Source organism: Fulverythrobacter fulvus (genome assembly GCF_037154085.1).
Lineage (GTDB): Bacteria > Pseudomonadota > Alphaproteobacteria > Sphingomonadales > Sphingomonadaceae > Andeanibacterium > Andeanibacterium fulvum.
Window position 1 is genome coordinate 293164 of the sequence record NZ_JBANRM010000005.1, and the last position, 17915, is coordinate 311078.

The 17915-nt window shown below is 65.7% G+C and carries 17 protein-coding genes; 9 read left to right on the forward strand and 8 right to left on the reverse strand.

The features are described 5' to 3' along the window. Window positions 1–5: 5 nt before the first annotated feature. The 3 genes from WFP36_RS15315 to WFP36_RS15325 all read left to right on the forward strand — a co-directional run bounded on the left by WFP36_RS15315 (window position 6) and on the right by WFP36_RS15325 (window position 4472). The gene (locus WFP36_RS15315) at window positions 6–2789 is read left to right on the forward strand and encodes a phosphoenolpyruvate carboxylase (protein ID WP_336981717.1); all 2784 of its coding nucleotides are present in this window, start codon (window positions 6–8) and stop codon (window positions 2787–2789) included. An 86-nt stretch (window positions 2790–2875) separates the two neighbouring features. After that, window positions 2876–3673 (forward strand): FkbM family methyltransferase, encoded by a 798-nt coding sequence (locus WFP36_RS15320; RefSeq protein WP_336981719.1) that lies wholly within the window; start codon window positions 2876–2878, stop codon window positions 3671–3673. Window positions 3674–3764: 91 nt separating this feature from the next. After that, window positions 3765–4472 (forward strand): L,D-transpeptidase family protein, encoded by a 708-nt coding sequence (locus WFP36_RS15325; RefSeq protein ID WP_336981721.1) that lies wholly within the window; start codon window positions 3765–3767, stop codon window positions 4470–4472. A gap of 110 nt (window positions 4473–4582) precedes the next feature. Here WFP36_RS15325 and tilS read toward each other — a convergent pair whose 3' ends face one another. The 5 genes from tilS to WFP36_RS15350 form a co-directional block, all read right to left on the reverse strand. Next, a complete protein-coding gene (gene tilS, locus WFP36_RS15330) occupies window positions 4583–5542 on the reverse strand; it encodes a tRNA lysidine(34) synthetase TilS (protein ID WP_336981793.1) in 960 nt (319 codons plus the stop codon). A 6-nt stretch (window positions 5543–5548) separates the two neighbouring features. Continuing rightward, window positions 5549–6604, reverse strand: a complete 1056-nt coding sequence (locus WFP36_RS15335) for a tetratricopeptide repeat protein (RefSeq protein ID WP_336981722.1) — start codon at window positions 6602–6604, stop codon at window positions 5549–5551. A gap of 111 nt (window positions 6605–6715) precedes the next feature. Then, window positions 6716–7585, reverse strand: coding sequence for a helix-turn-helix domain-containing protein (locus WFP36_RS15340; RefSeq protein ID WP_336981724.1), 870 nt, complete (start codon window positions 7583–7585; stop codon window positions 6716–6718). 171 nt (window positions 7586–7756) lie between these two features. Next, window positions 7757–10027, reverse strand: a complete 2271-nt coding sequence (gene ptsP / locus WFP36_RS15345) for a phosphoenolpyruvate--protein phosphotransferase (protein WP_336981726.1) — start codon at window positions 10025–10027, stop codon at window positions 7757–7759. Window positions 10028–10121: 94 nt separating this feature from the next. After that, on the reverse strand, window positions 10122–10277 hold the full coding sequence (locus WFP36_RS15350; protein WP_336981728.1) for a YdcH family protein: 156 nt from the start codon (window positions 10275–10277) through the stop codon (window positions 10122–10124). Between the two features lie 229 nt (window positions 10278–10506). Between WFP36_RS15350 and WFP36_RS15355 the strand changes: the two genes are divergently transcribed. Further along, window positions 10507–10704 carry a YdcH family protein gene (locus WFP36_RS15355; RefSeq protein WP_054532323.1) on the forward strand — a complete coding sequence of 66 codons (198 nt, stop codon included), beginning with the start codon at window positions 10507–10509 and terminating at the stop codon, window positions 10702–10704. Between the two features lie 129 nt (window positions 10705–10833). After that, window positions 10834–11301: a DUF1465 family protein gene (locus WFP36_RS15360; RefSeq protein WP_336981730.1), complete on the forward strand. Its 468-nt coding sequence runs from the start codon at window positions 10834–10836 to the stop codon at window positions 11299–11301. A 249-nt stretch (window positions 11302–11550) separates the two neighbouring features. On the opposite strand, the gene glpK is transcribed toward WFP36_RS15360, so the two are convergent. Beyond that, the gene (glpK, locus tag WFP36_RS15365) at window positions 11551–13038 is read right to left on the reverse strand and encodes a glycerol kinase GlpK (protein WP_336981732.1); all 1488 of its coding nucleotides are present in this window, start codon (window positions 13036–13038) and stop codon (window positions 11551–11553) included. 25 nt (window positions 13039–13063) lie between these two features. Here glpK and WFP36_RS15370 point away from each other — a divergent pair, with 25 nt between their 5' ends. From WFP36_RS15370 to WFP36_RS15380, 3 genes are read left to right on the forward strand one after another with little or no spacing between them, the layout of a single operon-like run. Further along, window positions 13064–13945 carry an MBL fold metallo-hydrolase gene (locus WFP36_RS15370; RefSeq protein ID WP_336981795.1) on the forward strand — a complete coding sequence of 294 codons (882 nt, stop codon included), beginning with the start codon at window positions 13064–13066 and terminating at the stop codon, window positions 13943–13945. Window positions 13946–13985: 40 nt separating this feature from the next. Then, window positions 13986–14975, forward strand: a complete 990-nt coding sequence (gene nadA, locus WFP36_RS15375) for a quinolinate synthase NadA (protein ID WP_336981734.1) — start codon at window positions 13986–13988, stop codon at window positions 14973–14975. Between the two features lie 20 nt (window positions 14976–14995). Beyond that, on the forward strand, window positions 14996–15907 hold the full coding sequence (locus WFP36_RS15380) for an HpcH/HpaI aldolase/citrate lyase family protein (protein ID WP_336981735.1): 912 nt from the start codon (window positions 14996–14998) through the stop codon (window positions 15905–15907). 103 nt (window positions 15908–16010) lie between these two features. Here WFP36_RS15380 and WFP36_RS15385 read toward each other — a convergent pair whose 3' ends face one another. Next, window positions 16011–16313 (reverse strand): hypothetical protein, encoded by a 303-nt coding sequence (locus WFP36_RS15385; protein ID WP_336981736.1) that lies wholly within the window; start codon window positions 16311–16313, stop codon window positions 16011–16013. Next, the gene (gene lipB / locus WFP36_RS15390) at window positions 16310–16987 is read right to left on the reverse strand and encodes a lipoyl(octanoyl) transferase LipB (RefSeq protein WP_336981737.1); all 678 of its coding nucleotides are present in this window, start codon (window positions 16985–16987) and stop codon (window positions 16310–16312) included. Before lipB ends, WFP36_RS15385 begins: the two co-directional genes overlap by 4 nt. A gap of 76 nt (window positions 16988–17063) precedes the next feature. Between lipB and WFP36_RS15395 the strand changes: the two genes are divergently transcribed. After that, window positions 17064–17894, forward strand: a complete 831-nt coding sequence (locus tag WFP36_RS15395) for a lipoyltransferase (protein ID WP_336981738.1) — start codon at window positions 17064–17066, stop codon at window positions 17892–17894. Window positions 17895–17915 lie beyond the last annotated feature (21 nt).

Consider the following 17915-nt stretch of genomic DNA (forward strand, 5'->3'; position numbering starts at 1 on the left):
GCGGTATGAAGACAGTCTCCGATCTCCTCGCCCGGCTCGAAGAGCTACGCGATCGGACAAGCGAGACCCCGCTCTTCAACCCTGCGTTTCAGCTTAGCCTGGAACTCTCCCGCGCCCTTGAGGGCGGAGCGCTGAGCCTCGGCGACATGGAAGCCATGATCGCCGAACTGGAATGCAACGCGCTGCAAAGCCGCGCCCGCCGGCTGCAGCGCCTGGTCGCCCCGGTGGCGCCGGAGGCCAATCTGGCGGGCTTCACTGCCCGGCTGGACGAAGAACCGGGCGACTACTGGGAATTCCGCAAAAGGTGGGAACACCCCCAGCTCCATTGCGTGTTCACCGCGCATCCCACTTTCCTGCTTTCCCCCGCCCAAACCGAGGCAGTCGCCCGCGCCGCATCGCATGACGAGCCGGTCAGCGCGGATGTCTGCGTGTTGCCCGGCCAGCGCTCGCATATCACTCTGGCTTTCGAGCATGAGCAGGCTCTGGCCGCCATTGCCCATGGCGCTGCCGCGCGCGACCGGCTGGTGAGTGCCTTGCTGGCGGACGCGGCCCGCCGCTGGCCGGACAAGTGGCACGATTTCGAGCCGCTGCCGTTCCGCTTCGCCAGTTGGGTCGGCTACGACATGGACGGGCGGACCGACATCAAATGGTACGATTCCATCCACTTCCGGCTGGTCGAAAAGGCAGGGAGGCTGGAGCGCTACGCCGTTTCGCTGGAGGCAATCGACGCAGCCCATCCCCTGCTCCCCACCTTGCGTGCCGCCGCCGCGCATACCAACGAACGGGCGCAGGATTTTGCTGGCGATCTGAGCGATCCGGAAACCCTGTCAGACGCGGCCAACCGGCTGACGGAAGAAAACCCAGCCAAGCTGCTCACCCTCGCCCCGCTGATTGCCACGCTGGAAGACGAGGCGAAGGGTGCCAGCCTGCAGCGGGCCATCGCGCTCAAAACGCTGGCCGCCGCCATGCGGGCCGACGGGCTGGGCGCGGGCTGGATTCACTTCCGCGTCAATTCCAGCCAGCTGCACAATGCCATCCGCCGTGTGATCGACGGGGACGGCACGCTCGATCTCGGCAGCAGAGGCGCGATGGTGCGCCTGCGCGAGCTGGTAAAGGCGGCAAAGCCCCACCGTTCCAACTTCGCGGCGCTGGCTATCGAGAGCAGCACGGCCATCCGCCAGTTCCTCGCCATGGCGCAAATCCTGCACCATATCGACGCCGACGCGCCGATCCGCATGCTGATCGCGGAATGCGAGCAGCCCGCCACGATCCTCGCCTCGCTCTATTTCGCCAAGCTGTTCGGCATCGCGCACAAGGTGGACGTCTCACCTTTGTTCGAGACAGAGAGCGCGCTGGAACATGGCGGCCGCTTCCTCGATGCGCTGCTGGCCGAAGAAGCCTATCAGGATTACGCCCGCCAACGCGGCCGAGTGGCAGTGCAGACCGGCTTTTCCGATGCGGGCCGCTTCGTGGGACAGGTGCCCGCCAGCCTCGCCATAGAGCGTCTGCAGGGCCGCCTGGCACAAGCGATGGTCGCCAACCGGCTGACCGATGTGGCCGCGCTGATCTTCGATACGCATGGCGAGAGCATGGGGCGCGGCGCGCATCCTTCCAGCCTGGCGGACCGGCTCGCCTGGCCGCTCTCCCCCTGGGCGCGGCGGCGCTTCGTGCGGGCGGGAATCGTGCTGGAACCGGAAGTCAGCTTCCAGGGCGGTGACGGTTATCTGTTCTTCTCGACCCCCGAACTGGCGCTCGCCACTCTTACCCGTATCGCCGAGCTGCGCCCGGCCGAGACCGATCCCGATGCGCCGACAGACCCCTTCTATCGCCGCACCGACCTCAGCCTCGATTTCTACCGCGCAATCCGCGATCATCAGCGCGCCCATCTGGAAAGCCGCACCTATTCGCGCGCGATCACCGCTTTCGGGCTGGGCATGCTCAACCCCACGGGCAGCCGCGTTTCCCGCCGCCAGTCGGACCTTTCGGCGGATCGCGAGATGAGCCTGCGCCAGATCCGCGCCATCCCCCATAATGCGATCCTCCAGCAGCTCGGCTATCCGGTGAACGTGATCTGCGGAGTGGGCACTGCGGCGGACGGGGTTTACGAAGACCTTGCCGCCCTGCTGCGCGAAAGTGACCGGGGCCGCCAGCTGATCCGTCTTGTTCGCGCCGCCAATGCGCTGGCCAGCGTGAAGACCGTGGCCGCCTATGGCGAGTTGTTCAATTCGGCCTATTGGGCCAGCAGGCCCTATCGGGGCACCGAGGCGCATCTGTCCGATGCCTGCGAGGCACTGGCCGAATATCTCATCAAGGATGACCGGGCAGGCGTGTTCCGCCGCCTTGCCTCGCGCCTGCGGGTCGATGCGCTCAAGCTCCACCGCCTGCTGGAACTGGTGCCGGATGACAGCCCGATGGAAGATCGCGAGCCGGTGCGGCGCGCAATCGGCGTGTTGCAGGCGATCAGGCTGGCCCTGTTCCAGCACATGTTCATCCGCGCCGTCTCCGTCCCCGCTTTCAGCCGGGCAAACGACATCAGCCGCGACGACGTGCTGGAAATGGTCTTCACCCTGCGGGTGGACGAGGCGCTGACACAGCTGCGCCGCGCCTTCCCCACCCACTTTCCGAAGATCGGCGATTTCACGCTGGACGAGCCGACCGAGTACCCGGAAGGGGTGGACGAAGGCTATGAATTCATCCGCCGCGACTTCGTCGACCCGATCGAGCGGGCACACCAGCTTTCGCTGCGCATCACCACTGCCATCGCCAATCATTTCGGCGCTCACGGCTGAGCCAGCCGTGACAGCGCCAGATTCCGCTTGCGGGGCCGCACAATCCCTCTAAGCCGCGCGAAACCGGATCAAGGGACGGGTCATCCATGGGTGCGATTTACGAATTCGGCGTGGCGCGCAACGCGCGGGTCGTGAAGGCCCGGATCAAGGGCACTGCCCATTCCGCGCTGGACAAGGTGTGGGGCCTGTTCGGGGCGAAGTTCCACAGCCGCCCCGCCCAGTCCGTCTACGGCGTGCCGATGGTGCCCAATTTCAGCGACAAGACCTTCCGCTATTGCCTCTACGGCACTTACGGGAAGTACTTCTCCAGCTATCTGGATTCCATCGATTACGATTTCACCTTCATCGATATCGGCGCCAATCAGGGGCTCTATTCGCTGGTCGCGGCGCGCAATCCGCATTGCCGCAAGATCATCGCCTTCGAACCGGTGAAGGGCACTTTCGATTTCCTCGCCGCCAATATCGAACTGAACGGCGCTGCCGACCGCTCGGTGCTGCTCAATGCCGCCCTGTCGGACCATGCGGGCACGGCCGAAATCGCGGTGAAGGCCAATCACAGCGGCGTCGCCTCGCTGGCGGGGCATTCCGGCATGGAAGGCCGCCCGACCGAGACGATCACGCTGATGGACGTTGCTGGCCTCGATGCGCACATCCCCGGCGATCTGCCGATCATCATCAAGATCGACGTGGAAGGCCATGAAGGCGTCGTGATCGCGCAGCTGGCCAAATCCGCGCATTTCGACCGGGTGAAGGCCGTGTTCCACGAAATGGACGAACGCTGGGCGGAAGCGCCGAAGATCCGGCGGATGCTGGTGGACGGCGGCTTTTCCAAGTTCCGCAAATTCGGCATCCGCCGCCATTACGACATCTTGGCCGAACGCTGAGCGTTAACCTGCACTGCGCCCGCGTCCCTTTGCGAGACGCCGGGTGCCTGCGCTCTGGCCTTTGACGGGCCTTTCGGGCCATATGGCCAGCATGGACCCGGCATTGAAATGGATCGGCGGCGCGACCGCAGCGGTGGTGCTCGCCTTTGCGGGCGTGGCCGTGGGCACCCATGCCTTCGCCGATGAGGAGCCCGCGCCCAAGCTGACGGCAGAGGACGTGCTGGACATGGGCGGGAAATCCGCCGCGCCCGCATCAGCCGCGGATGAAGGCCTCGATCCCGCTACGCCCCCGCCGGGCGAGGAGGCGCCCAAGCCCTCCATCGCGGAGAACGAACCCTTCGTGATCAAGCGCGTGCTCGATATTCGCGAGCCGATCAAATACGGCCAGTGGTTCTGGGACGAGGACGGCGTGCCCGATGGCCCGCTGGTGATGACGGTAGACCTCGACGCGCGCGTGCTCTCCGTCTTCCGCGGCGGATATGAGATCGGCGCCACGGCCGTACTGCTGGGCACGGACGATCACCCTACCCCGCTCGGCCGGTTCCCGATCCTGTCGAAAGAGCGCCACAACGTCTCCGAGAAATATGACAACGCCCCCATGCCGTGGACCCTGCGGCTGACCTGGGACGGGGTGGCAATCCATGGCGGATCGCAGGTGGAGAACGGCTATGCCAGCCATGGCTGCATCGGCACGCCGGACGAATTCGTCTCGCGCCTGTTCGCCATCGCGAAGAAGGGTGACGTGGTGATCATCACCAAGGGCAAGAAAACCGGGGTCGGTCAGTCGCTGGTGGGTTAGGCCCGCCAACTCCCGTTCGGATGCCCACCCCCAACCCCTCCCGCTTGCGGGAGGGGAGCGTCACTTGGCGAACCGCAGGTGAGGCTGGTCACAACCGGCGGGCAGCCCCCTCAGTCCATCCCCGCGATACGCCGGGGCGGTTCCTTGCGCAGGGTCCAGCAATTGCCGTCCACCCGCGCCACCACGCCGCCAAGCGTCGCATCCTTGCCGTTGAGCAACCGGCGCATGAGCTGCGCCACGGAACTGCCGCGCGGCTCCACGCCCAGCATGCCGATGGCACGGGCCAGCACGCGGATGCGGATCGCGCCGGGCGCCTTGGGGATATAGCGGATCTCCCCTTCGCTCACTTTCACTGCCTCTTCCCATTCGCGCTGGGCAGCCCATTGCATCACGCCCTCCACTTCCGCGAGGTGAGAGGCACTGGCGGCAATGGCTGCGACATCCAGCCAATCGGCACCCTTCAGGGCCTCCCGGATACGCACGCGGTCGAATTTCGGGTTCTCGTTCGACGGGTCCTGCGCGGCTTCCAGCCCTGAGCGCGCGATGATCCCGGCAAGTTCCTCCCGCCGCCAGCCGAGCAGCGGGCGCAGCAGGACGAGGTCCGCCCCCGGCACGGTACCGCGCACGCGCACACCGGCAAGGCCCGCAACGCCGCTGCCCCGGTTGAGCCGCATGAGAAAGGTCTCTGCCTGATCGTCCGCATGATGCGCAGTGGCCAGGGCTCCGAGCCCGCGATCCGTCATCCATTGCGCCAGCGCGGCATAGCGCGCTGCACGGGCCCGATCCTGCACATTTCCGCGCGGGACCTTCACGGTAAGGATGCGATGCGGAATGCCATAGGCGGCACAAAGCTCCGCCACCATTGCCGCCTCGCGCGCACTTTCAGGGCGCAGCCCATGATCGACCGTCGCCGCTTCGATCCGCTCGGGCATTGCCGCGCGGGCGAGCAGCAACAGGGCAAGGCTGTCCGGCCCGCCCGAAACGGCCAGACCCAGCTTCTCGCCATCAGGCCAGATCGCCGCGAGATCGCCCGCGAAGCGCGCGATCAGGGAGTGGGACAGCGCCTCAATGGCTCATCACCCCTTGGTGCATTTCACCTTGGCGACGTTTGCCTGATATTGCATCTGCAGACGTCCGGTAGCGATGGCGGGATAGGCTTCGCTGAACTCGGCCAGCGCCAGACAGGCGCGGTTGGTGTCCTTGATCGCGATCATCGCCTCGGCAAGGTAAAGCAGGCTGTCAGGCGCCCGTTCGCCCGCCTTGTCCTGCTGGTAGTTCTGCAGGAACCACTGGGCCGCATCGCGCGGCTTGCCGTCGTCCATATAGGCCCGGCCCAGCAGGTTGCGGGCATAGGTCATGCGCCAGTGCTTGGGATATTTCTCCACGAACAGCCCCAGCTGCTGCTGGGCCTCGGGATAGAATTTCGCATCCCACAGGCGGAAGCCATAGGAATATTCATCATCCGCCGCATCGCCGGTGGTCGGCTTCGCGATGGCTTGCACGGCGGCGATCCGCGCGGCGCTGGGGCCGCTGGCGGCCGGAGCAGGCGTCGCAGCCGGAGTGGGCTTCGGAGCCGGTGTAGGAGTGGCCGGGCGCGTCGCAGGCTGCGGCGCGGGCGTGATCCCGGCGGTCGACGGTACGGTCGCGAACTGGGCACCGCCCGCAGGCGCGGGAACGGTCCCGCCGCCAAGCAGGGGATCGGCAGGCAGCGCAGGCGCCTGTTCGGCGGCGCGGGCCTTCTCGATATCTTCCACCCGCAAGGCCAGCTGCGAGACGGCGTTGGTGTTTTCCTCGGTCTGCGCGGTCAGCCGGGCAAGCTGGGATTCGAGCGAATCGAGCCTGCCCAGAATATCGGTCACCGCGCTGGTCGACGCAGCACCAGTGGCACCGGTGCTGCTGCCCGGCGTGGGCGTGATCACTTCGGGCGTGAAGAAGCGGCCGTCACCCCCGGGGAAGACCTGCCGCTGCAGCGCCTTGATTTCGGACTCGATCTTGCGCAGCCGCGCCTCGGCGTCCTGTGCCGAGGCAACTTGCGGCAGCGCGGCCAGACCCGTGCCTGCAAGGGCAATTGCCAGGACCATCGTGCGCGTGCGCGCCCAGCCGGTCACCATTTCCTGTTTCTCCTGTCGCATCGCTTGCTGCCAGTCTCGCGTCCATACGCCAAACCGGGCCTGAACGATCCTCAAAATCATGCGACGCGGATTGTGCCAAGCCGCGATTCGCTTGTCGAGTTAACCACGATGCTAAGCTGTGGGAGATGCAGTGGGGACTAAAGCCGGAACAGTCGCCGAAGTGGCCTGTGGAGAGCCTGTGCCGGCCGGCGTGGCAGGCGCTGCGCGGGCGAGCAGGGCAGCAGCCGAAACCGGCACGTCCTTCAAAATCTCCTGCTTGTCGGACAGGGATGGAATGGGGCGTCCGCCCACGGTGATCGCCAGTGCATCGGGCCGCGCGGTCCACAGGAGCGGGCTCTGCACGTCACTGGGCACCACATAGGTTTCGCCCTGCGCCATTTCCTTTTGCAGCAGCTGGCGCCCCTGCGCGTCGTAGAATTTCACCCAGACGCCATTCTCCTGCGCCGTGAAGACCACGGGGCCGGCGGATAGCGGAGCAGGCGCTGCCTGAACGGCAGGCTGCGCGGGCGCCTCCGCCACTGGTTTCTCGTCTGTCAGCCAGGGCAGCGATCCACTGGGCGAGACAAAGCTGGTCCACACGAAATAGATCAGGGCAGCGAACACGGCGATGGCCGCGATGGCGGAGACCCAGGCGAGCGCGCGGGAAGGCACACGCGCCGGATCGCCCGGCTCGAACGTGTGGGGGCGCGTTTCGCGCGGGGCCATGGCGGAAAGCTCCGCACGCACTTCGCGCGCGATGGCATCGTCGTCCAGCCCCATCAGCCGGGCATAGGTGCGCGAAAAGCCCACCGCGTATGTGCGGCCGGGCAGTTCGTCGAACTCGTTGGCTTCGATCTGCGAGAGATGCCGCACTGTGATGCGCGATTCAGCCGAAAGCTGCTGGATGCTCATACCCCGGGCCTCGCGCGCCGCGCGCAGCCGTTCGCCAATGCTCATGGGGAGCAGCGCAGGCTGCTGCTCACTCAATTCTTCTTCGACCATCCGTGCTCCGGTTGGGGTGCCGCAGGGGGTAAGGCTGAGTGGAAGTTCGCGACGACCCGTTTCGGGACAGAAACGGGCGCAGCCGCAGCAAGTCAAGCGCCGCGAACGGCACGCGGGAAAAGGCGCGACGGGGCGAACCCCTGATGCGACGGATTCAGCCCACGCTTGCCGTCAGTCGAGTTCGATGCCCCGTTCGGTCGCCCAATCTTCCAGCGCCTTGCGCAGGCTGAGCGGCGGAGAGGTGAGCCAGCCGTTCATGGCCTCGCCGATTTCTTCCAGATCCACCTTGCGCACCAGTTCCTTGATCGGGCCGACGCCCGCCGGAGTGATCGACAGGCGGCGTATGCCCACGCCCAGCAGCGCCAGCGCCTCCAGCCTGCGCCCACCCATCTCGCCGCAGACAGTGACGTCCACCGGATGGCCCGCCGTCGCCACAACCACCCGGCGGATGAAGCGCAGGATCGCGGGGCTCACCCAGTCATAGCGTTCGGCCAGCTTCGGGTTCGCCCGATCAGCCGCGAAGAGGAACTGGGTCAGGTCATTCGTGCCGATCGAAAGGAACGAGATGCGCGGCATGAGGATGTCGAGCTGCTCGGCCAGTGCGGGCACTTCCAGCATCACACCATAGCGGATTTCGTTCGGCAGCTTGCGCTTCTGCCGCTTGAGGAAGGCGAGCTGACCTTCGAAGACTGCGCGGGCTTCCTCGAACTCCCACGGTTCGGACACCATCGGGAACATGACGTTCAGCGTATGCCCGGCCGAGGCTTCCAGCAGCGCGCGGGCCTGCGACTTCAGCAAGCCCTCGCGCTCCAGCGCCAGGCGCAGGGCGCGCCAGCCCATGGCCGGGTTCTCGTCATTCTCGGAATTCTCGCTGCGCAGATAGGGCAGCGACTTGTCGCCGCCGATATCCACGGTGCGGAACACCACTGGCCGGTCGCCCGCGGCCTCCAGCACATCGCGATAGAGCCGCGTCTGCCGTTCGCGCTGGGGCATGGCCGCCGAGACGAGGAACTGGAATTCCGTGCGGAACAGCCCGATCCCGTCAGCCCCGGTGAGGTTGAGATTAGGCATGTCGTCGCGCAGGCCCGCATTCATCATCACCGTGATGCGCGTGCCGCAGCGGCTGAACGGCTCCACCTCGCGCAGCTTCGCATAGGCGGCCTGCCGCTCGCGGTTCTTGGCCGAGCGCATCTCGAAGGCTTCGATCAGGCTGGGCGAAGGCCGCACGGTCACGATCCCCCGATCCGCATCCAGCAGCAGTTGGTTGCCTTCGCGGATCAGAGTGCGGGCATTGCGCACCCGGCCCAGCACCGGCACGCCCATGGCACGGGCCACGATCACCACATGGGCAGTGAGCGAGCCTTCCTCCAGGATCACACCCTTGAGGCGGCGCTTGTCATATTCCAGCAGTTCGGCCGGGCCGAGATTGCGCGCGATCAGGATCGCATCCTCGCGCAGGCCCATGCTCGCCGCCGTGCCGATCTGGCCGGAAACGATGCGCAGCAGCCGGTTCGCCAGATCTTCCAGATCGTGCATCCGGTCGGCCAGCAGCGCGTCGTCGATCTCGCGCATGCGCATGCGGGTACGCTGCTGCACGCGCTCGATCGCGGCTTCCGCCGTCAGACCGCTGTCGATCGCCTCGTTGATCCGGCGGCTCCAGCCTTCGTCATAGGCGAACATCTTGTAGGTCTCGAGCACCGCCTCATGCTCGCCGCCCACGCCGAATTCGGCCTGGTTCGCCATCTGGTCGATCTGCTCGCGCATCTTGTCGAAAGCGAGATAGACGCGCTGACGCTCGGCCTCGGTATCCTCGGCCACGGTGTGTTCGATATTGATGCGCGGCTGGTGGAACACCGCCACGCCCGCGCCAAGGCCCTTCACCAGCGTGAGGCCTTCCAGCGTATCGGGTTCGGAGAACGCCGCACCGCTGCCTGCCGCATCTTCCGCGTCGACCAGCCCGGCATTGTCGATCATCTCGGCCAGCACCATGGCGACCGTCTGCAACGCCTCGATCTCCACTTCCTCATAGCGGCGCGGCTCGCCATGCTGGACAGTGAGCACGCCCACCGCCCGCTCGCGCCGGACGATCGGCACACCGGCAAAGGAGTGGAACTTTTCCTCGCCCGTTTCGGGGCGATACTGGAATTCGGGATGGGCCGTCGCCTGGGCGAGGTTCAGCGTCTCCACATTGGCGGCGATCGTGCCGGTAAGGCCCTCGCCCACGGCCATGCGAGTGACGTGGACCGCGCTCTGGTTCAGGCCTCGGGTCGCGAAAAGCTCGAGCACGCCTTCACGCAGGAGGTAGATCGAACACACCTCGCTATGCAGCGCCTCGCCGATAATATCGACGACCTGGTTCAGCTTGCCCTGCGGGTGCAGGCGCGAAGCCATCACCTCATGGAGCCGGGTAAGGATCGAACGGGCGGCGGCGGCGGCACTCATGTCCAACGCCTAACGCACATTGGCCCTCAAAGGAAATATTTCGCTTCGATTACGTGCGATTCCAACCGCACGCCCGCTTACCCGCAGTCAGCCGCTAGATATGCGACATCTCTTCCTTCACCCGCAGCTTCTGCCGCTTGAGTACCTGGAGTGTCGCGACATCCGGCGAAGGCCGGTTCATCTCTTCGCGGATACGGCGCTCCAGCCCATCATGCTTGGTCTGAAGGGCTACGAAGTGGGATGATTCCATTGGGCGTCCTCCTTTCTCTCTCGGGTACCCCGAAGGGTCCCGTGGAACGGCGACTCGCCATGCGGGCCGAGCCGCGCGATTGTCATCAAACCATAATAGAACTAGATCGGCAAACGGCCGCGATAACCATAAGGTGCGCGGCCCGTTTGATGCGGTGGGCCGAAGGCGTTTGCGCGAAGGGCCAATGGCGTTTGTGCGAACGGCCGATGGCCAGGGGAGCGTTGGACAAGTGACCGAAGAGGAGATGCGCAAAAGGCTGACCGCGCTTCGCATCGAACACCGGGACCTTGACGCGGCGATCGATGCGCTGACCGCGTCCGGATCGCCCGATCAGTTGCAGATTGCCCGGCTGAAAAAGCGCAAGCTGATGCTGAAGGACCAGATCGCGATCTTCGAGGATTACCTCACGCCCGACATCATTGCCTGATTTTCAGGCACCAAACTCCGGTTTCCACGAAAAAACCGTGCCACTCCGGCACAGTCCCAATTTGGCTCGGGATAAAAGTGTGGAGACTCTGGCCGTGCCAAACCCGCAATAATAGTGAATCTTTCGTCTATGACTGGCCCGACCGACATCAATCCGCACATCGTGGAAGCCCTCTATAACGAGGCTTTGCTTCTCGCTGACGAGGTGCGCTGCAGCTTCGATCTGTCCGGCCGGCTCGACGATGCAAGCCAGGATGAAGACCTCTCCCGCATCGCCCTTTCGTGCGAAGCTTTGCGCACCACCACGCGCATGATGCACATCATTGCCTGGCTGCTGAACCAGCGTGCCTATTTCGCGGGCGAGATCACCCAGCTGCAACTGCGCCGCCACGGACGCCTGCCAGCCAAGGCATCGCGTTCCGATCGCGGCCAGATGGCACTGCTCGGCCCGGACCTGCGCGATCTGATTTCCACCACCGAACGGCTCTATGCCCGGATCGAACGGCTCGACGCCGCATGGCAGGACAATTTCCGTATGGAACCCAGCGCAATCCACCGCCTGCGCGAGCGGATCGGCCATCGCCTGTCGGTGGTCTGATGGGCCGGGCGGGCTGATTATCCCGCTTGCCCTCCCCATCCCTTACACCCGTTCATCCCGAGCCTGTCGAAGGACACGCGAGACGGCAGGTTCTGTCAGGCACCTCTGACTGGCCGCCTCACGTTGAGTGGACGGTTGAAATCCCCGGATCGGGCGGAGGCGCGTGTCCTTCGACAGGCTCAGGACGAACGGGTGTAGAGATTGCGGAAAGGTTTTTGTCCGCTCCGCCAGCCGACCCGAACTGCAAATTCAAACCGAACTCGCCCGCACCGCCGCCAGTGCGCGGTGCCAGCGGGCCAGCCGTTCGTCCCGTTCCACCTCGTCCATGTCCGGCGTAAAGCGCGTCGCACCGCCGCGCATGGCCCGTGCCGCTTCTTCCAGCGAGCGGAACAGCCCGGCACCGACACCTGCCAGCATTGCCGCGCCCAGTGCCGTCGTTTCGACCATGTCCGGCCGCTCGACTTCTATGCCCAGCAGGCCCGCAATGTCCTGCGCCATCCAGTCATTCACGCTCATCCCGCCATCGATCCTGAGCTTGGACCACGCCGCGCCATCGGCGGCGAAAGCGTTTGCCAGATCGTGGGTCTGGTGCGCCATTGCCTCCAGCGCGGCGCGGGCGATTTCCGCCTTGCCGCTGGCGAAGCTGAGCCCGGTGATGATTCCGCGCGCGCCCGGTTCCCACCATGGCGCGCCAAGGCCGGTATGGGCAGGCACGATCACCACGCCGCCGCTATGTTCCACCCGCCGGGCAAGTGTCTCCGTCTCGCCTGCACTGCCGATCAGGCCGAGTGAATCGCGCAGCCATTTGATCAGGCTGCCCGCCACAAACACCGAGCCTTCCACCGCATAGGTCCGCCGATCCCCGAGCTGGTACAGCACCGTGCCGAGCAGCCGGTTGTCCGAATGCGGCAAAGCATGGCCCGTATTGGAAAGGACGAAGGCGCCCGTGCCATAGGTCGCCTTGGTATCGCCGGGAGTGAGGCAGCCCTGGCCGATTGTGGCGGCCTGCTGATCGCCTGCCATGCCGGAAATCGGGATCGGGGCGCCGAACCATTCGGGCAGGGTTTGGCCGAACTCGCCCGCATTGGCCACCACTTCACCCAGCGCGTTCAGCGGCACGCCGAACAGATCGCACAGCCCGGCATCCCAGCTCGCCCCGGCCAGCGGCAGCAGCAGCGTGCGGCTGGCATTGCTGGCATCGGTAATGTGTGCGCCGCCTGTCAGCTTGAACACCAGCCAGCTTTCCACCGTGCCCAGCGCGAGCCGTCCGTCCCGCGCCGCCGCGGCGACGGCAGGCTCATGCTCGATCAGCCAGCGCATCTTGGTGGCGGAGAAATAGGGGTCAAGTAGCAGGCCGGTCGCTTCCTGTACGAAGGGTTCGTGCCCGGCCCCGCGCAGGGCAGCGCAGGTTTCGGCCGTGCGACGGTCCTGCCAGACGAGCGCGCGGGAGAGCGGCTCGCCGGTCGTGCGGTCCCACGCCACGACTGTCTCGCGCTGATTGGTGATGCCGATGGCGGCGATCCGGTCCGCCCCGCCCGCCAATGTGACCATCTCGCGCGCGCAGGCCAAAGTGCGCTCCCAGATTTCGGCAGGATCGTGCTCCACCCGGCCGGGGGCGGGGTAATATTGCGTCAACTCGCGCTGGGCAGTGCCATGCGGCCTGCCATCGGGTGCGAACAGCATCGCACGCGTTGAAGTCGTCCCCTCGTCCAGCACCAGGATGAAGCGTTCGGTCATGGCAATCCTCTCTCGCCTGTCCCATATGCGGCCCATGCCCATGCCCCCGCAACCCTGGCCGACCGGCGATGTCGAACAGATCGAGCCTCTGGTGCGCCGCGTGCTCGCGCCTAATGGCTCGCCCTATACCTATACCGGCACGCAGACCTATCTGGTCGGCGCGAGTGACACTCTGGCGGTGATCGATCCCGGCCCGGATGATCCGGACCATCTCGCCGCGCTGGAACGCGCCATCGGCGGCGCGAAGGTCTCGGCAATCCTGTGCACGCACACCCATCGCGACCATTCGCCCGGTGCCGCCCCGCTAGCTGCCCGCACCGGAGCGGAAATCGTCGGCTGTGCGCCGCTGGTGATCGAAAGCGGGGAGCCGCGCGTCGATGCTCCGTTCGACCGCGCCTATGCCCCCCATCGCGTGCTGGTGGACGGGGACCGGGTGAGCGGGTCCGGCTGGACGCTGACGGCCATTGCCACGCCGGGCCATACCTCCAACCATCTGTGCTACGCGCTGAAAGAAAGCGGCGCGCTGTTCACCGGCGATCATGTGATGGGCTGGTCCACCAGCGTGGTAGTGCCGCCCGATGGCGACATGGCCGATTACATGGCCAGCCTCGAAAAGCTCTATCAGCGGCAGGATCGTATCTATTACCCCGCCCATGGCCCCGCCGTGGAGAAGCCTCGCCAGCTGGTGCGCGGCATGATCGGCCATCGCCGCCAGCGCGAGCGGCAGATCCTGAAACTGCTGGACGAAGCGCCCCACCGCGTCACCGAACTGGTGCCGCGCATGTACAAGGGCGTGGACGAAAGGCTGTGGACTGCCGCCGGCCAATCGGTGCTGGCCCATCTGCTGGAACTGGAACGGCAGGGCCGCGTGGCCCGCAATGACGGAATCTGGGCAATCAGCGCGTGAAATCCGCTGACGCCTCGCTATATCGACCGCAGGAGACGCCATGACCGCCGAAACGAAACTGCCCGCCGGAGCCGACCTGCTCGAAGAGATCAACCGCCTGCGCAAGGAACGCAAGGCCGTGATCCTGGCTCACTATTATCAGCGCCCTGAGATTCAGGACCTCGCCGATTTCGTGGGCGACAGCCTGGAACTGAGCCGCAAGGCCGCCGCTACCGATGCGGAAGTGATCGCCTTTTGCGGCGTGAAGTTCATGGCCGATACGGCCAAGATTCTCAGCCCCGAAAAGATCGTGGTCCTGCCCGACATGGATGCCGGTTGCAGCCTTGAGGATTCCTGTCCGCCCGAAAAGTTCAAGGCCTTCCGCGAGGCGCATCCCGATCACATCGCGCTGACCTACATCAACTGCTCGACCGAGGTGAAGGCGCTCAGCGACATCATCGTCACCTCGTCCAGCGCCGAGACAATCCTGGCGCAGATTCCGCCGGAACAGAAGATCATCTTCGGGCCTGACCGGCACCTTGGCGGCTATCTCAGCCGCAAGTTCAACCGCGAGATGCTGCTGTGGCCGGGCGTATGCATCGTGCACGAAGCCTTCAGCGAAACCGAACTGCTCAAGCTCAAGGCCCAGCATCCCGACGCGCCGATTGCCGCACATCCGGAATGCCCGCCCTCGATCATCGACCATGCCGATTATGTCGGCTCGACCAGCGGCATCCTCAAATTCGCGCAGGAATTTTCCGGCGACACGCTGATCGTGGCGACCGAGCCGCACATCATCCACCAGATGCAGAAGGCGCTGCCCGAGAAGACTTTCATCGGCGCCCCCGGCGCTGACGGCAACTGCAACTGCAACATCTGCCCCTACATGGCGCTCAACACGCTGGAGAAGCTCTACATCGCCCTGCGCGACCTTGAGCCGCGCATCGAAATCGAGGAAGGCCTGCGCCTGAAGGCCAAGGCCAGCCTCGACCGGATGCTGGAAATGGCGAGCGGCACCGTGGGCAAGGGCGATCTGGGCGCACGGGACTGAGCCTGACCGGGAGCCGCATCATGCCCACGCGATCATGGCTGTTCGTACCGGGCGATAGCGAGCGCAAGCTGGCCAAGGCACCGCTCAGCGGGGCCGATGCGGTGATCGTGGACCTGGAGGACGCGGTTGCTCCCGAAGCGAAACCTGCGGCGCGCAGGCTGGCGGCGGAATGGCTGCACGCCCATCGCAGGCAAGTGACCGAAGGGCCCGCGCAGACCCACTGGGTGCGCATCAATGCGCTGGGCACGGATTGGTGGCGCGGCGATCTGGACGTTGTCATGGCAGGCGCGCCTGCGGGCATCGTGCTGCCCAAATGCACCGGGCCGGAACAGCTGCGCCAGCTGAGCGCAGAACTCTACGAATGCGAACAGCGTCACGGGCTCGCCATCGGCAGTACTCGGATCATGCCGCTGGTGGGCGAAACGCCCATCGCCGCCTTGTCCATTCCCACCTATGCGGCGGCCTGCGCCAAGTCGGAATTGCCGCGCCTGGCAGGGCTGACCTGGGGCGCGGAAGACCTCTCGACCGCGTTGGACGCCACGCGCAAACGCGCAGGCGATGCCCATCATGGCGCGGGCGAATGGACCGATGCCCTGCGGATGGTGCGCGCCAGCGTGCTGCTGACCGCCCATGCCTCAGGCGTGCTGGCAGTGGACACGCTCCATGCCGATTTCCGCGATCTTGCCGGGCTCGCTTCCATCGCCGCCGCATCCCGTGCGGACGGGTTCTGCGGCATGCTGGCGATCCATCCCGACCAGGTACCGATCATCAACGCAGCCTTCAGCCCAGGCGAGGCGGAACTGGCCCATGCCCGCGCCATCGTGGCCGCCTTCGCCGCCAATCCCGGCGCGGCGGCACTGCAACTGGGCGGCAAGATGATCGAAACGCCGCACCTTGCCCAGGCGAAGCGGCTGCTCGGGCTGGCGGGGTAAACCGGTCCGTCATTGCGAGGGACCGGGGGTCACGAAGCGATCCTGAGCCCAACGCGCGGCGCCCTGGATTGCCGCGCGGCTTTGCCGCTCGCGATGACGATCACTATTCGCCCGCAGCGGCGCCTTCAGCCGCCGGAACCACCGGCTGCTCCGCGTCCAGCCCGGCAGCATCTGCGCCCGCCGCATCGCTGGCCGTATCGCTCGGGCCGGCCTTGGCGCTTTCCTTCATCAGCGGGGGCTCCGACGTGACCTTGTCGAGCGGCAGCATCTCGTCGCTGATCGTGCCTTGCAGCACCTGACCCGACGCGGTGCGCGCATCGTCGGCCTTGTCGCCATCCCCGCACGCGGCGAGCAGCAGCGCAGGCGCCGTCAGCAGAAACAGGCGGAATGGCTTAACGGCACTCATGCGGCGTGGCTCTCACTCAGCACGGCGAGGAATTCGCCGGCGCGGCGCTGCAATGCCTCATCCCATGCCTCCTGCGCAACCGGAACGCCGAGCCGGGCCAATGAAGTGACCCCATATTCGGATATTCCGCAGGGGACGATGCCGCCGAAATGCGAAAGGTCCGGGTCGAGATTCACCGCAAAGCCATGCATCGTCACCCAGCGGCGCACGCGCACGCCGATAGCGCCGACCTTTGCCTCGCTGCCGTCAATGTCGCGGGTCCAGATGCCTACCCGGTCCGGCACGGCCCATGCCTCTACACCGAAATCGCCCAGCGTGGCGATCACCCAGCTTTCCAGCCCATGGACGAAACGGCGCACGTCGCGGCCGCGGCGGGCAAGGTCCAGCAGGACATAGCCCACGCGCTGCCCCGGCCCGTGATAGGTATAGCGCCCGCCCCGCCCGGTCTCGACCACGTCGAAGCGCGGATCGATCAGGTCGCCCGCCGCCGCGCTGGTCCCGGCCGTATAGACCGGAGGGTGCTCCAGCAGCCAGATCAGCTCGGAAGCCTCTCCGGCAGCGATTGCCGCATTGCGCGCTTCCTGCTCGGCCAGCGCCTCGCGATAGGGAACCTGTCCCTTTTCAATCCGCCATTCGATGGCCCGGCCGTCGGTTTGGGGCAATTTATCCGCCATGCGCGATTGCGTGGGGATAGATGGGCGGTTTATCAAGAGGCTTGGAGCATAGAGGGGAATTGCGATGCGCTTCGACATGAGCCGCGCCTGGAACGATGCCGTCAGCCGGATCAGCGCCAATCGCGAAGTTATGATGATCGTGGCAGGGGTGTTCTTCCTGCTGCCCAGCCTGCTGTTCTACGTGCTCTTCTCAGATGTGCAGACCCAGGCCATGGCCGATCTGCAGCAAATGGCTCAGGGCAAAGCGCCCGCCGAAGCCGCGATGCAGGGCGTCGGCGCATCCTTCTTCTTCACCGCCTTCGCGCTCAGCCTGGCGCAATTGGTAGGTTTTATCGCCCTGCTCTCGCTGCTGGACGACCGCGACAGGCCCACTGTGGGGCAAGCAATCGGCATCGGCATCAAGAGCCTGCCGACCCTGATCGGCGCCAGCCTGCTGGTCATGCTCGGCTATATCCTGGCGGCCTTTGTCTTCGGGATGCTGATGGGCATCAGTGCAGGGGTGGCAGCGGTTACCTTCATACTGGTGCTGCTGCTTCTCGGCGTGATGATCTACGCGATGGTGCGCCTCTCGCTGCTGCTGCCGGTGGTGGTGTTCGAACGCCAGCTCAACCCCATCACGGCGCTGGTCCGCTCGTGGCGGCTGACCAAGGGCAGCACGATGATGCTGTTCCTGTTCTACCTGCTGCTGATGGTGGTCTATTTCGTGATCAGCCTGCTGGTCACCGGCATGTTGCTGGCACTGCTGATCGGGATCATGGGCCAGAACACCGTCACCATGTTCCTGGGCGGGCTGGTTTCCGGCGCGCTGAGCGCGGTGGCGAACATGGTGTTCACCGGGATCATCGCCTCGGTCTATCGGCAGCTCGCCGGGCCGAGCACGACGGATTACACCGAAACCTTCGGCTGAGCCTTTGGCGGCATTGGAATG